General features: G+C 63.6%; 14 protein-coding genes. 7 read left to right on the top strand and 7 right to left on the bottom strand.

Features of this window, described 5'->3' with window-relative positions; translation table 11 throughout:
* Positions 1-31: 31 nt before the first annotated feature.
* Entirely contained in the window at positions 32-919 is an 888-nt protein-coding gene (locus HDE78_RS07825; protein ID WP_179477988.1) for an ABC transporter ATP-binding protein, read from the bottom strand.
* A gap of 95 nt (positions 920-1,014) precedes the next feature.
* Here HDE78_RS07825 and aceF point away from each other — a divergent pair, with 95 nt between their 5' ends.
* From aceF to HDE78_RS07810, 3 genes are all read left to right on the top strand, one after another.
* Entirely contained in the window at positions 1,015-2,529 is a 1,515-nt protein-coding gene (aceF, locus tag HDE78_RS07820; protein ID WP_179478482.1) for a dihydrolipoyllysine-residue acetyltransferase, read from the top strand.
* Positions 2,530-2,662: 133 nt separating this feature from the next.
* The gene (gene lpdA, locus HDE78_RS07815) at positions 2,663-4,486 is read left to right on the top strand and encodes a dihydrolipoyl dehydrogenase (protein WP_179477987.1); all 1,824 of its coding nucleotides are present in this window, start codon (positions 2,663-2,665) and stop codon (positions 4,484-4,486) included.
* A gap of 10 nt (positions 4,487-4,496) precedes the next feature.
* On the top strand, positions 4,497-5,219 hold the full coding sequence (locus HDE78_RS07810) for a DUF6624 domain-containing protein (protein ID WP_179477986.1): 723 nt from the start codon (positions 4,497-4,499) through the stop codon (positions 5,217-5,219).
* Positions 5,220-5,342: 123 nt separating this feature from the next.
* On the opposite strand, the gene HDE78_RS07805 is transcribed toward HDE78_RS07810, so the two are convergent.
* The gene (locus HDE78_RS07805; protein WP_179477985.1) at positions 5,343-5,633 is read right to left on the bottom strand and encodes a GIY-YIG nuclease family protein; all 291 of its coding nucleotides are present in this window, start codon (positions 5,631-5,633) and stop codon (positions 5,343-5,345) included.
* A 149-nt stretch (positions 5,634-5,782) separates the two neighbouring features.
* On the opposite strand from HDE78_RS07805, the gene HDE78_RS07800 reads away from it, so the two are divergent.
* Complete coding sequence (locus HDE78_RS07800) at positions 5,783-6,103, top strand: glycine zipper 2TM domain-containing protein (protein WP_179477984.1); 321 nt, start codon at positions 5,783-5,785, stop codon at positions 6,101-6,103.
* Between the two features lie 89 nt (positions 6,104-6,192).
* Here HDE78_RS07800 and HDE78_RS07795 read toward each other — a convergent pair whose 3' ends face one another.
* The 3 genes from HDE78_RS07795 to HDE78_RS07785 form a co-directional block, all read right to left on the bottom strand.
* The gene (locus tag HDE78_RS07795) at positions 6,193-6,786 is read right to left on the bottom strand and encodes an NADPH-dependent FMN reductase (RefSeq protein ID WP_179477983.1); all 594 of its coding nucleotides are present in this window, start codon (positions 6,784-6,786) and stop codon (positions 6,193-6,195) included.
* A gap of 154 nt (positions 6,787-6,940) precedes the next feature.
* Positions 6,941-7,366: an organic hydroperoxide resistance protein gene (locus HDE78_RS07790; protein WP_179477982.1), complete on the bottom strand. Its 426-nt coding sequence runs from the start codon at positions 7,364-7,366 to the stop codon at positions 6,941-6,943.
* Positions 7,367-7,488: 122 nt separating this feature from the next.
* A complete protein-coding gene (locus HDE78_RS07785; RefSeq protein WP_218862155.1) occupies positions 7,489-7,953 on the bottom strand; it encodes a MarR family transcriptional regulator in 465 nt (154 codons plus the stop codon).
* 192 nt (positions 7,954-8,145) lie between these two features.
* Between HDE78_RS07785 and HDE78_RS07780 the strand changes: the two genes are divergently transcribed.
* Positions 8,146-8,565, top strand: coding sequence for a DUF3224 domain-containing protein (locus tag HDE78_RS07780; protein WP_179477981.1), 420 nt, complete (start codon positions 8,146-8,148; stop codon positions 8,563-8,565).
* A 12-nt stretch (positions 8,566-8,577) separates the two neighbouring features.
* On the opposite strand, the gene dinB is transcribed toward HDE78_RS07780, so the two are convergent.
* Complete coding sequence (gene dinB / locus HDE78_RS07775; protein ID WP_179477980.1) at positions 8,578-9,678, bottom strand: DNA polymerase IV; 1,101 nt, start codon at positions 9,676-9,678, stop codon at positions 8,578-8,580.
* Between the two features lie 96 nt (positions 9,679-9,774).
* Positions 9,775-10,371: a hypothetical protein gene (locus tag HDE78_RS07770; protein ID WP_179477979.1), complete on the bottom strand. Its 597-nt coding sequence runs from the start codon at positions 10,369-10,371 to the stop codon at positions 9,775-9,777.
* A gap of 224 nt (positions 10,372-10,595) precedes the next feature.
* Between HDE78_RS07770 and HDE78_RS07765 the strand changes: the two genes are divergently transcribed.
* Both HDE78_RS07765 and HDE78_RS07760 read left to right on the top strand, forming a co-directional pair.
* Entirely contained in the window at positions 10,596-11,921 is a 1,326-nt protein-coding gene (locus HDE78_RS07765) for an amino acid permease (RefSeq protein ID WP_179477978.1), read from the top strand.
* A 97-nt stretch (positions 11,922-12,018) separates the two neighbouring features.
* Positions 12,019-14,175 (top strand): beta-agarase, encoded by a 2,157-nt coding sequence (locus HDE78_RS07760; protein WP_179477977.1) that lies wholly within the window; start codon positions 12,019-12,021, stop codon positions 14,173-14,175.
* Positions 14,176-14,236 lie beyond the last annotated feature (61 nt).

Raw genomic sequence — 14,236 nt, 5'->3', positions numbered from 1 at the left:
TGCGGAATAAGGGCGCGAGAAAGCGAAAGCATCAAGCCGCCTGCGCCACGGCGCCCTGGGCGCGCAGCCTTCCGAAATACACGTCTTCCAGATCAGGCGCCACGGACTCGAAACCCTCGCCTGGCTGTGAATCGGCTAGCACATGCAGCACGGTGCGACCGCCGGCAAGTCGGGTCGACAGAATGTTCATGCGCGCGCGATAGCCGTCCAGTTCGGCCTTGTCGATGCTGCGGCGCCAGACGCGACCGTCGAGCGAGCGGATCGCTTCCAGCGGCTCGCCGCTGAGCAGTACCTGGCCCTGCGCGATGATCGCCATGCGCGGGCACAGGTCGGTCACGTCCTCCACGATATGCGTGGAAAGAATCACCACCACGCGTTCGCCGATTTCCGCCAGCAGATTGAGAAAGCGGTTGCGCTCTTCCGGGTCGAGCCCGGCCGTGGGCTCGTCGACGATCACCAGTCGCGGGTCGCCGATCAGCGCCTGGGCGATGCCGAAGCGCTGGCGCATGCCGCCGGAGTAGGTGCCGAGCTTGCGCTTGCGCACGTCCCACAGATTGACCTGACGCAGCAGCGACTCGACCAGTTCGCGCCGTTCGGTCTTTACCGTGACGCCTTTCAGCACGGCGAAGTGATCGAGCATCGCCTCGGCCGATACCTTCGGATATACGCCGAACTCCTGCGGCAGATAGCCGAGCTTGCGCCGGGTGGCCTGTTTGTCGGCCAGCAGATCGACGCCGTCGAGCGTGATGCTGCCGGCATCCGGATCCTGCAGCGTGGCGATGGTGCGCATCAGCGACGACTTGCCTGCGCCGTTGGGGCCGAGCAGGCCGAACATGCCGTGCGGAATCTCCAGCGACACGCTGCGCAGCGCGCGCACGCCGTTGGCGTAGGTCTTCGACAGGTCGCGAATGGTCAGCATGCTTGGCTTCCTTGGCCGGGTGCGCAGCGTGCGCGTAGTGGCGAGAGTGAGTTCAGCGTAGGGCATCGATCGAGGTTTTGCGTGCGCTCAAGGTCATGCATACGCACGCGCATGGTGACTGCCTTCAGGCTCCGATAGTGCTGTCAAGGCAGACGTATGGCGCAGGCGTTCGTTATGATGGTGGCCTTGCCCGCGACCGCCATCCCCAGGCGGCACGCCACCCCACAGCAGGAGTCCCCATGGCTGATCTGAAAGAAGCCCGCGTTCCCGATATCGGCCAGTCCGACGTTCCGATCATTGAAGTGCTGGTCAAAGCCGGCGATCGCGTCGAAAAAGAACAAAGCCTGATCACGCTGGAATCGGACAAGGCCACCATGGAAGTCCCTGCGCCGTTTGCCGGCATAGTGAAGGAAGTGAAGGTCAAAGTGGGCGACGAGGTGGGCGAGGGCACGCTTATCGCCATCATCGAAGCCGATGACGCGGGTTCGGCAGCCGCTGCGCCCGCCAAGGCCGCCGCGCCGGCTCAGGCCGAGGCACCGAAGGCCGAGCCGGAAAAGGTTGCAGAGACCCAACCGGTTGCCGAAAAACCCGCGCCCATCGGCGGCCGCGCCGTGCTGCCGGGCAATGCGCCCGAGGGCGACGCTGCCCCGAGCGCGCGTCCGCCGCTCGATGCCACCATCGTGATGCCTGGCGACGCGCCGTACGCGAGCCCAGCCATCCGCGCATTCGCCCGCGAGCTTGGCGTGGACATCGCTCAGGTCAAGGGCAGCGGCCGTGGCGGCCGCATCCAGCGCGAGGACGTCAGCGATTACGTGAAGCATGCATTGGCGTCGGGCGCTCGCCCGGTCGTCGGCAATGCCTCGGCCTCGGTCGGAGGCCTCAACCTGTTGCTGTGGCCGAAGATCGACTTCTCCAAATTCGGCGAGATCGAAGAAAAGCCGCTCTCGCGCATCCAGAAGATTTCCGGCGCCAACCTGGCGCGCAACTGGGCGATGATTCCGCACGTCACCCAGCATGACGATGCCGACATCACCGAGCTGGAGGCCTTCCGCAAGAAGCTCGGCGAAGAGAACAAGGATCTGAAGGTCACCCCGCTGGTGTTCCAGATCAAGGCCGTAGTCGCGGCGCTGAAGCAGTTTCCGCAGTTCAACGCCTCGCTGGACGAGTCCGGCGAAAAACTCATTCTGAAAAAATATTTCCATATCGGCATCGCGGTCGATACGCCCGATGGCCTGGTCGTGCCGGTGATTCGCGATTGCGACAAGAAGGGTCTGCTCGACCTGGCGCGCGAGCTGGGCGAGATCTCGAAAAAGGCGCGCGAAAAGAAGCTGGGCCCGGCCGAGATGTCCGGCGGCTGCTTCTCGATCAGCTCGCTGGGCGGCATCGGTGGCACCGGCTTCACGCCGATCGTCAACGCGCCGGAAGTGGCGATTCTCGGCGTCTCCAAGGCCGCGATGAAGCCCGTCTGGAACGGCAAGGAATTCGCGCCGCGTTTGCTGCTGCCGCTGTCGCTGAGCTACGACCATCGCGTCATCGACGGCGCGCTGGCCGCGCGTTTTGCGGCCTTCCTGGCTATTCAGCTGGGTGATATTCGCCGCCTGCTGCTCTGACGTTTCGGCGCCTCTCCCGGTGGGGGAGGCGCCAGGGTGAGAGCGGTCGGTCGACCTCCTCCTGCCTGTGCCAGACCCATACTCAAGCTACGCGCCGTTCGTGCCGCGAGCGACTAAAGAAGGATGCTCTCCCATGGCCAACACTATCGAAATCAAAGTCCCCGACATCGGCGGCAACGGCAGCGTGCCGGTCATCGAAATTCTGGTGCAGGTCGGCGACGCGGTCACCAAGGAACAGAGCCTGGTCACGCTGGAATCGGACAAGGCGACCATGGAGATTCCGACCAGCGTCGCGGGCGTGATCAAGGAGATCAAGCTCAAGGTCGGCGACGAGGTTTCCGAAGGCAGCGTGATTGCCATCGTCGAGACGGCGGCCGATGCTGCAGTGGCTCCGGAAGCTGCACCATCCGACGCGCCCAAACAGTCTGCCCCGAAAGCGGAGCCAAGCAAGCCCGAAGCGTCCCAAGCCGCGCCTTCGCCGGCCGCCGACAGCAGCAAGCCGACCGCGCCAGCAGTGAAGGCCGCCGGTGAATCCGGTCGCAAGGCCGATATCGAATGCAAACTCGTCGTGCTGGGCTCCGGCCCGGGCGGCTATACCGCCGCATTCCGCGCGGCCGATCTCGGCGTCGACACCGTGTTGGTCGAGCGCTATGCCACGCTCGGCGGCGTCTGCCTCAACGTGGGCTGCATTCCATCCAAGGCCCTGCTGCACGCCGCTGCCGTGATCGACGAAGCCGAGGCGATGGCCGTACACGGCATCACCTTCGGCAAGCCGACCATCGAGATCGACAAGCTGCGCGAGTTCAAGACCAAGGTGGTGGGCAAGCTTACCGGCGGTCTCACGTCGATGGCCAAGCAGCGCAAAGTGCGCACGGTCGAGGGCACCGGCGCATTCATTTCGCCGAATGAACTGGAAGTCCAGACGAAGGATGGCAAGAAGCTTATCCGCTTCGAAAACGCCATCATTGCGGCCGGCTCGCAGTCGGTGAAGCTGCCCTCGTTCCCGTGGGACGACGAGCGCATCATCGATTCCACCGGTGCACTCGAACTGAAGGACGTGCCGAAGAAGCTGCTCGTCGTCGGTGGCGGCATCATCGGCCTGGAAATGGCCACCGTGTATTCAGCGCTAGGAAGCGAAGTGACCGTGGTCGAGTTCATGGATCAGCTGATCCCCGGCGCCGACGCCGACCTGATCAAACCGCTGGCGCAGCGCATGGGCAAGCGCCTCAAGGGCATCCATCTCAAGACCAAGGTGGTCGAGGCCAAGGCGACCAAGAAAGGCATCGAGGTCAGCTACGAAGGTGACAGCGTGCCGGAAGCGACGCTGTTCGACCGTGTGCTGGTATCCGTCGGCCGCTCACCCAACGGCGGCAAGATCGGCGCCGACAAGGCTGGCGTCAGCGTCAGCGAGCGCGGTTTCATCACGGTCGACAATCAGATGCGCACGAACGTGCCGCACATCTTCGCCATCGGCGATCTGGTCGGCCAGCCGATGCTGGCGCACAAAGCCACGCATGAAGCCAAGGTCGCCGCCGAAGCGGTGGCCGGACACAAGAGCTATTTCGATGCGCGAGTGATTCCGTCGGTGGCGTACACCGATCCGGAAATCGCCTGGGTCGGCGTCAGCGAGCGCGAAGCGAAAGAAAAAGGCCTGAAGGTCGGCGTGGCGAAATTCCCCTGGGCCGCCAGCGGTCGCGCCATCGGCAACGATCGCACCGAAGGCTTCACGAAGCTGCTGTTCGATGAGGAAACTCATCGCATCGTCGGTGGCGGCATCGTCGGCCAGCACGCCGGCGACCTGATTTCCGAAGTGACGCTGGCGATCGAGATGGGTAGCGAAGCGGCCGATATCGGCCTCACCATCCACCCGCACCCGACGCTGAGCGAGTCCGTCGGCATGGCCGCGGAAATCTACGAAGGCACGATCACCGACTTGTACATGCCCAAGAAAAAATAGGAATTTTCCTGTGGCACGTCGTTCGATTTTTTGTGCTGTCTTACTGGCTACCTCTATCGTCGCGTCACACGCCAGTGACGCCGTTCACGCGCCAATTGAACAGCGTTGTCCAGGTTTGTCCGCATGGGAAAGCGCTCACCCGCAATGGTCAGAGAACAATCAGGCGGCACGCCTTACGGCGGCTTTTGGAAAGCCGACTAATCCTCAGTTACGCCGGCAACTTTTGGCTATGGTGAAGCCCGATCAAGCTGCACGAGAGGCTGTCGCAAAGTCGGGCTTTCAATCACAGGATGCTCTCAAGAAAATGTTGGCGGTCGATGCTAAAAATCTGGCGGCATTCAAGCCGATCATCCAGCGGCAGGGATTTCCGAAGCCCTCGCAAGTCGGCGTCGACGGGTTCAAGGCCGCGTTCCTGCTGATTCAACACGCTGATCTAGACCCGGTGCTGCAGTCGCAGGTTTTGCCTCAGCTGGTGGCGCTTCATGATCAAGGGATGATCAGTGGAAGCGATGTGGCTTTACTGACTGATCGCGTATTGCGCGCACAGGGCAAGCCCCAGCGCTATGGAAGTCAGTTCGATCAGGATACCGATGGTTCAAGCATGAAACTTCAACCGACTGAAGATATGGCGAATCTGGACAAACGCCGCGCAGCAATGGACTTGCCGCCTATGGTCGATTACGCATGCATGATGTCGGCTTATACGGGAAAGAAAATCAAGCTGGAGCCCTGACGGGTGAGCTCACTCTGCGCTGGGCGTCCCACTCCCGATGCGATGCGCGAAGCGTTTGCCGTCTACCGCTGCTAAGGTTCCCCTCATTCGAGATACGCAAGCTGAGGCGTCATCCGGCGACCTTCAACTTTCTAGAAATTGCAGTTTCTTTTCCCGCGGCAGTTGCTTGATCTGCCATTCTGCGCGCGACGCGCTTGATCGATCAGGGAAACTGCGAAATCCAAGCAGTCGCAGCGGTGGGTTGGCGCGTGTATAGCGTGCGCCGCGACCGGCGACATGGGCGGCGTAGCGTGCGTCGAGCCGATTGGTGATGCCCGCGTAGTAGCTGCCGTTGCGGCACTCGATCAGATACACACACCAACTCTTGAGGGGCTTGGTGGTGTGGGCTGCTGCAGGTTGGGTTGAAATGGTCATTAAGTGTCGTTTTTGCTGCTGACAGATATGGCTACCCGAAATTCATGTCCCATTCGTCCAAGCCGCGCTGAAGCGGGCAGCGCCGGGCTTGACTCACCCGTCACGCAGTGCAGGCTATCAATAGTTTCTACGTGATTGGAGAGTTAGCGATGAAAAAGACACTAGTTCTTACAGCTGGTCTGGCGCTTGGGATGTTTGGGGCGACGTCGTTGCAGGCGCGACAAGTCTGTCACAACGTGCGAGTCAAACATATTCAGTCGCAGGACAACCATCGTCTCATCGGCACCGGCGTCGGTGCGGTCGCGGGCGGTCTGCTTGGACATCAGGTTGGCGGTGGCAAGGGCAAGACCCTGGCGACCGTCGGTGGCGCTGTGGCCGGCGGCGTTGTCGGCAATCAGGTGCAGAAAAACGCGCAGAACAAAAAGGCTTACTACACGACCGAACGCCGCTGCGAAGAAGTCAACGACTGACGAACTGGGTTCGAGAGTTCGCCACTCATAGCCCGGACGCGCCTATCGTCCGGGCTTTTTTATGGGTGTTTGTCGGGGTGCAGCCTTCGTCAGTACGGGGTACCCAACGCACGCTCCCGCTTCAGCGCACGCGCGTACCAGAAAAATTCCTCTAGGAAACGATCGAGCGATTTCTGCGTGTGCGGATCAGTCGGTTTGCCGCCCTCATCCAGCGTTTTGCCGATATGCGGAATCGGGCAAAGGCTAGGCACGCTGGGCATGCCCAGTTCTGCCAACGTCGCTCTCAGCGCCATCGCTGCGCGAACGCCGCCGAATTGGCCCTGCGAATAGCAGACGATGCCGGACGGCCGCCAGAAATATTCCTCGAGGAAGTGATCCAGCAGATTCTTCATCGCTGGCGGTATGCCGTGGTTGTATTCGGCGCTGACGATCAGAAAACCGTCGACGCGGCGGTACAGCGTCGCCAGGGTCTCCAAGACCTCAGGCGCCGTGCCGGCGTCGTACTCCTTGTACATGCGGTCCAGCAGAGGCAGCGGCGGACGCATGGGGTCGACCAGCACCGCTTCGTGGCCGCGTTCTTCCAGCGACCTCATGACCAAGCTTGCGGCGCGTATGCCCATGCGTTCGTGGCGTACTGTGCCGAGCAATACGGCGATGGATAGGGGCTGGGATTCAGTCGTCATGGCAGGCTCCGTGGCTGTGCTCACCTTAGCCGTTTCGAGGTTGTTTTCGCGCATATACGGAACAAAAAATGCCGGCTCGCATCGAGTGCGGCCGGCATGGTGTTTTGAGAGCCACCGACGTGCACGGAGCACATCGGCATGACTCACTGCTCGCTTAGGCAACCGTCAGCGTGACGTCGATATTGCCGCGCGTGGCGTTCGAGTAAGGGCATACAACATGCGCCTTCTCCACCAGCGCTTCGGCCTGGGCATGGTCGAGGCCCGGGATGGTGATCTTCAAAGCCACTTCGATGCCGAAGCCGGTCGGGATCGGGCCGATACCGACATCGCCTTCGACCGTGGTGTCGGCGGGCAGGGCGATTTTCTGCTGGCCGGCCACGTACTTCAGCGCGCCGAGGAAGCAGGCGGAATAGCCCGCGGCAAACAGCTGCTCCGGGTTGGTGCCGTCGCCGCCGGCGCCGCCGAGTTCTTTCGGTGTGGTCAGCTTGACGTCCAGCACCTTGTCGGACGACACGGCGCGACCGTCGCGGCCACCTTGGGCCTTGGCATGAGCGCGGTAGGCAACTTTTTCGATAGACATGGGGCGTCTCCTTTTGGGGGTGGGTGAGTCAGTGGAACATGGGATGGAAAACCGGTCGATGTGCTTGAGCGTCTTCGGTTCGTTGTGCATTTCTGGCTGTTTAAAGTTCGTGCAGCGTGCGCTCAGCTGTTGTTGGCCAGCCGTTCGCGCAAGCCGTTCAGCTGCGTTTTGAGAGCCAGCAGTTCGTCCACCTCACAGCCGGTGGCGCAAAACACTTCTGAAGGCACACTGCCCGCCTGCCTTTTCAGCGCGCGGCCCTCCGCCGTCAGCGAGATGATCACCTGACGTTCGTCCTCGGCCGAACGCGCGCGGTCCAATAGCCCCGCTGCTTCCAGCCGTTTGAGCAGCGGTGTCAGCGTGGCGGAATCGAGGTAGAGGCGTTCGCCGATCTCCGACACGGTCAGCGCATCGCGCTCCCACAGCACCAGCATCACCAAGTACTGCGGGTAGGTGAGTCGGAGCTTGGCCAGCAGCGTGCGGTACACCTTGTTCATGGCGAGGCTCGCCGAATACAGCGCAAAGCACAGCTGCTGATCGAGCTGCAGCATCGACTTGGTGGATGGTGTGGGCATAGTCTTTGGCTTCATGGGCTCGCAATATACATAGCGCGCTATTTAATTGCAAGCTATATATCGTGCGCTGTTCAGGAGCCGACATTTAATGAGATTAAAAAGTCCGGCTCGCCGCTAGCCAGCGCTGTGATGGCTTATCCCGCAGCTAACCAGTGCTCAAGCGCTATCGGCGTTAGACTTCAGCGACAAAACGTATCGGGAACGACGATGACGAAGCTCGCTAGCGGCACCTTCGAAGTGAAGATGACTCCCCAGACGCCGGAGAAAAACGTCGGCGACGCCAGCATCGCCCGCATGGCGCTGGACAAGATATTCAGCGGCGACCTCGAGGCGACGAGCAACGGCCAGATGCTGGCGGTACGCACCGCGGTCGAAGGCTCGGCAGGGTATGTGGCGATGGAGCGCGTCACCGGCACGCTGCACGGCCGCCGGGGCTCGTTCGCCTTACAGCACAGCGGCACCATGGCGCAGGGTACGCAGTCGTTGAGTGTTACCGTGGTACCCGATTCGGCGACCGACGAGTTGTCCGGCCTGTCCGGTACGCTGGCGATCAAGATCGTCGATGGCCGGCATCATTACGCGTTCGATTACCTGCTGTCCGACAGCCCGTTGCCCGACGCCGAGTGATCGGGCCGGCCGTCAACCAGGGTGGTCGAAAAGATCCGTTTGCGCCTGATAACTGTCCCGCTCCACGAAGCCGGCCAGGCCGACGCCGACGAGTCGATAAAGCGCATCTTCCGGGCGCTCGACGCGAGCGCGCAGTGCGCAGGCGATGTCGCCGAGCTCCGTTGCCGACTGCGGGTGCTGTACGGGCGTGAGGCTGCGCGTCAGCGTGCGGAAGTCGGACGTCTTCAGCTTCAGCACGACAGTGCGCGCCACACGGGCCTGCGCCGACCCCGCGTTGTTGCGCAGGTAGCCGGCCCAGGTTTTTTCGGCAAGCCGGCGGATATGCGGTTCGAGTTCGTCCAAGGTGAGGTCTTGTTCGAAGGTGTCCTCGGCGGAAATCTGCAGACTCGCCCGCTCCGGCTGCACGGCGTGATCGTCGATGCCGCGCGCCAGCTCGTAAAGGCGCCGGCCCCATCGGCCGAAGCGCTGCTCCAGTTCAGGCAGGTCGAATGCGCGCAGCTCGCCCACCGTGGCGACACCGAGCACGGCGAGCTTCGCTTCCATCACCTTGCCCACGCCAGGCAGACGGCCGACCGGCAGCGGCATGAGAAACGCATCGATCTGGTGCGGCCGAATCACGCATAGCCCGTCGGGCTTGTGCCAGTCCGATGCGATCTTGGCGAGAAACTTGTTCGGTGCCACGCCGGCCGATGCGGTCAGCTGGGTTTCTTCGCGTATCGCGGCGCGGATTGCCTCGGCCGTCGCCGTAGCCGATGGCAGGCCGGTCAGTGTCGTGGTGACGTCGAGATAGGCCTCGTCCAGCGACAGCGGCTCGATCAGTTCGGTGTGCCGCGCAAAGATCTCGCGGATCTGGCGCGACACCGCCTTGTAGCGCGCGAAGTCCGGCGGCACGAAGACGACCTGCGGGCACAGCCGCTCCGCGCGCAGCGCAGGCATCGCCGAGCGGATGCCGAACACCCGAGCCTCGTAGCTCGCTGCACAGACCACCGAGCGCGCGCCGCGCCAGGCCACCGCCACCGGCTTGCCGCGCAGCGAGGGATCGTCGCGCTGCTCGACCGACGCGTAGAACGCATCCATGTCGATATGCAGAATTTTTCGGGGTGGGGCGATCATGCGCGCTGGCGTATGGCCGATGAAACACGGGACACGATTCTAGACCGTGCGACTGCGCGTATTTCGTGTGCAGGGGTGAGGCGGACGACTTTCGTGTCAGTTCCTGGCCGGCAGCGTTCGCTGCTGTGAGCGGCCGTCGCGATCGCGCCAGGACGCATGCAGGGTGAGTCCTTCAAAACTCACCTGCAGCGTGTCCGCGACGATGTTGGAGGGCAGGGGCAGCACGGCCAGATCGCGACGGTTGGTATCCGTGTCGCCGGCAAACATCGCGCGAACGCGCAGCTGGCCGTCGCTGTACAAAGCGACCCGCTGCTGCGCGATGTCATAAGCTCGAACTTGCGTGAAGGGCACGCTGAGCTTTTGCGGCGGTACAAAGAAGCGCAGTTGCCGAGACGCTTTGTCCGTACCTGACGCCAGCACCGCCACGCCGTTGCTCCAGCTGACGCTGGGCGCCGAAGCGAGCTCGGCCAGTTGGAAAACAAGAATGCCCTGGCGCGCGCGTACCAGGCATCGATGCGCTGATGGCGCACCTCGATGGCAGAAACTTTCGATATGCCAGGGTGGCTGCGTGCGGCCCAGAGCATGCGCTGGCGACATCATGGCGCACAGGAGCAGGAGCGCAGCCGTGGTGGAGGCGAGCATCGTGCAGCCGATGCGGCGGCCTAATCGGTGTAACGTGCCGAGCGGAATCATGCGATGGGCCTGTGCCGTTGCCGGCGCGCCGATGTTTCTCGATGGCTCGCCAAAAGCTAACTATGCGCCCACGCGCCGGATGGTCAAGCGTGCGAGCCATACTTTCCACCATGGTACTGACGCGCCCGCCCACTCGCCGGTTTGTTCGAGCCCGAACGGTGACGACGATGACCCTGCCACACGGGACTAGCTGAAACACCGCGCACAATGGCAAGGTAGCGCTCATGTCGATTGAACCTGCCAATGCCTATGTGCGGCGCCTGACGACCTGGGACGCCGCGATGATCGTGATCGGCGGCGTGATCGGGGCCGGCATTTTCCGCAATCCCGCCACCATCGCCCAGCAGACGTCGTCCGGTCTGCAGGTGCTGAGCCTGTGGGTGATCGGTGGCCTGCTCACCCTGGCCGGGGTGCTCTGCTATGCCGAGCTGGGCGCGCGGCGGCCGCAGGCGGGCGGTACGTACGTTTATCTGCGCGAGGCCTTCGGCCAGCTGCCGGCGTTTCTGTTCGGCTGGACCATGGCGCTGATCAACTATCCCGGCAGCGTCGCCGCGGTGGCGACGATCTTCGCCGATTACTTCTGTACGGCGACAGGTTTGTCCGAACTGTGGGTAAAGCCGGTAGCGGCCGGCGGCATTGTCTTTATCGTGGGCATCAATCTGTTCGGTATTCGAGCCGGCGCCTGGGTGCAGAACGTTTTTACCGTGCTGAAGATCGCCGCGATCGCGCTGCTGGTGGCGGTCGGCCTGGTGCTGGCGCGTGGACATCTGGGCACGGCGCTGGCGGTGGACACGTCGCACCCGGTGTCGTCGTGGGCCTTTGTCGGTGCGCTGCTGCCGGTGTTGTTTACTTACGGTGGGTTTCACTACCTCAACGATTTGGCCGGCGAAGTGCGCAACCCGCAGCGCACGCTGCCGCGCGCGCTCGGCATGGGCATGGCCGGCGTGGTGATCTGCTATGTGTTGGTCAACTTTGCGTATCTGGCGGGCCTCGGTCACGCCGGACTGGCCGCCAGCCACGCGCCGGCGGCGGACTTGATGCGTCGGCTGTTTGGCGAAAGCGGTGCCACGGTGATCGCCATCGGCATCGCCTGTTCGGCGTTCGGCTATTGCAACATCGCCATCGCCGGCGGCGCGCGCGTGTTGCAGACGATGGGCGCCGACGGCATGTTCTTTCGCGCGGCCGGGCGCATCGATCCGCGCACGCGCGCGCCGCAAATCGCGCTCGCCGCGCTGGGTGCGTGGGCGATCGTGCTGACCGTCTCCGGCAGCTTCAACCAGCTGCTCGACTACACCACCGTGGGCGAGTGGCTGGCGCACGTGTTCGGCATCGGCACGCTGTTCTGGTATCGCCGGCATTTCGCCGATCAGCCGTCGCCGTATCGGGTGCCGCTCTATCCGCTGCTGCCGCTGGTGTTTGTGATCACCGTGTTCAGCGTGATCGTGGCCACGGCGATCCGTACGCCGGGCGACGCCGGCATGAGCCTGCTGATCATCGCGCTCGGCGTGCCGGCGTATTACGGCTGGCGCCGGGTCTCGCGGCTGCGCTAGCGCGCACCGTTTCGCCGCATCGAATGGTCCGAGCTGGCGGGCTGCGCTTCAGCTGTCGGCGGCATACTTGGGCAACTATCGATCGAGCCGCCCGCCCATGAAACGTTACGCACTGCTCTGGCCGCTGTGCCTGTTGGGACTGAACGCCTGCCATGCGAAGGAAGCGTCGGCGACGATCGATCTGGCATCGGCCTTGCCTGCCGCACACGTGACGCTCGCGCAGGTGCAGCGCACGGGCAGCGCCGAGCATGCGAGCGATGGCGTGACGCAGCAGCGTTACGCCTTTCAGCCATCGGCTCAACCGCAGATCACGATCGCGCCCGGCGATGGCAAGACGTGGGACTGGATCGGCAAGGGCGAGCTGCGTCTGCGCGTGCAGAACGCGATGCCGTGGGCGGTCACGCTGAATCTCGATATCGACAGCGCTGCCGGCGCGCAGCATCTGCACGCGACGGTCGGCCTGCCGGCTGGTCCCGCGCAGACGTTGGTGCTGCCGCTGCACGCCGAGTCGCCGCGCGGCGAAGGCATGCAGGCGCCGCCGCCCATGCCGTTCGACGACCGCGGGCAGCTGACCCTGCTGGCCACGACGGTGCAGGGCGCGGTCGATCTGCGCCAAGTCGGCGCGATCCGGCTAAGCATGCCGACACCGCAGGCGGCGCAGACGCTGCTGCTAGGTCGTGTCGACACCGCAGCGGGCGAGGCAACGCTGCACGATACCTACGCCGGCATCGTCGACCGCTACGGGCAGTTCACTCGCGCTCAGTGGCCGGAAAAAATCACCGACGACGCGGCACTGCGCGCGGCCCATGCGGCCGAGCAATCGGCGCTGGCTGGGGCGTCGGACAAGCTCGCTGGTATGGATAACTACGGCGGACGTCTGGACGTCCATAATCTCACTGCCACCGGATGGTTCCATGCGCAGAAGGCCAACGGCCGCTGGCAGCTGGTGACGCCGGACGGGCACGCGTTTTTCTCGCTCGGCGTCAACGCTGTGGTGGCCGACGGCGGCCGCAGCTATGTCGAGGGCCGTGAGTTCATGTTCAAGGATCTGCCGCCGACCAGTGGCGCATGGTCGCCGTTCTACGGCAGTGGCGACAGCCGCCAGCCGGATCAGGGCGCCAGCCAGGGCATCGGCTACAACCATGGACGCTGGTTCGATTTTTACGCGGCCAATCTTTACCGGGTCGATGGTGACCCGTGGATGGACGCTTGGCGTACACGCACGTTGAATCGACTGCGCGACTGGGGCTTCAATACCGTTGGCAACTGGAGCGATGCGTCGCTCGGCCGCGCGCATCGTGTGCCGTACACGCGCCCCATCAATATCGCCGGCGACTACGCCAACGTATCCGCCGGCTACGACTACTGGGGCCGCATGCCCGATCCGTTCGATCCGCGCTTCGTGCAGGCGACCGAGCGCGCGGTGGCGAATGCCAGCCGCGACGTGCGCGACGATCCCTGGCTGCTCGGCTATTTCGCCGACAACGAACTGGCCTGGGCCGGCGTCGGTCCGCAGGGTCGCTGGGGGCTGGCGCTGGGCACCCTGCGCGGCGATGCCAAGAGCCCGGCCAAGCAGGCGTTCATCGCGATGCTGCGGAAGAAGTACGTGGAGCCCGAAACGCTGGCCAGCGCCTGGGGCATGGCGCTGGGTTCGTGGGATGCGCTGAACGTCACGGCGTTCGCCGCTCCTGTGCCAAACGAGTCGCACCCGGCGATTGCCGCCGATTACAGCGCCTGGCTTCGCCGCTACGCCGACACCTATTTCCGGACCGTGGCCGAGGCCATCCATCGGCACGACACGCACCATCTGTTTCTCGGCGGCCGCTTCGCGGTCAATACGCCCGAAGCTGTGGCTGCCTGCGCGCAGTATTGCGACGTGGTGAGCTTCAACGTCTATGCCGATCTGCCGCAGCATGGCTTCGACGCGGCCGCGATGCACCAGCTCGACAAGCCGGTTTTGATCAGCGAGTTCCATTTCGGCTCGGCCGACCGCGGCCCGTTCGGCAAGGGCGTGGTGTCGGTTTATACGGAACAGCAGCGTGGCGAGGCCTATGCGAAGTTCGTCGCTGCTGCAGCGGCCGACACCCACATCGTCGGCGCGCACTGGTTCGAATACGTCGATCAGCCGGTGACCGGCCGATTGCTCGATGGCGAGAACAGCCATATCGGTTTGGTGGGGATTACCGATATTCCGTTCGGCGGCTTTGTCGAGGCGGTGCGTGCAGCCAACCGCCAGGTCTCAAGTCCGCGTTGACGATCAATCTGACTTGCTAACGTCGGTCTGGCTAGCATGGGTTCCCACGTACCACTCACCT

It is taken from the genome of Rhodanobacter sp. K2T2 (assembly GCF_013408815.1).
GTDB lineage: Bacteria > Pseudomonadota > Gammaproteobacteria > Xanthomonadales > Rhodanobacteraceae > Rhodanobacter.
Note: the sequence above shows the minus strand (reverse complement) of the source record. Positions and strands in the feature narration are given on the sequence as shown.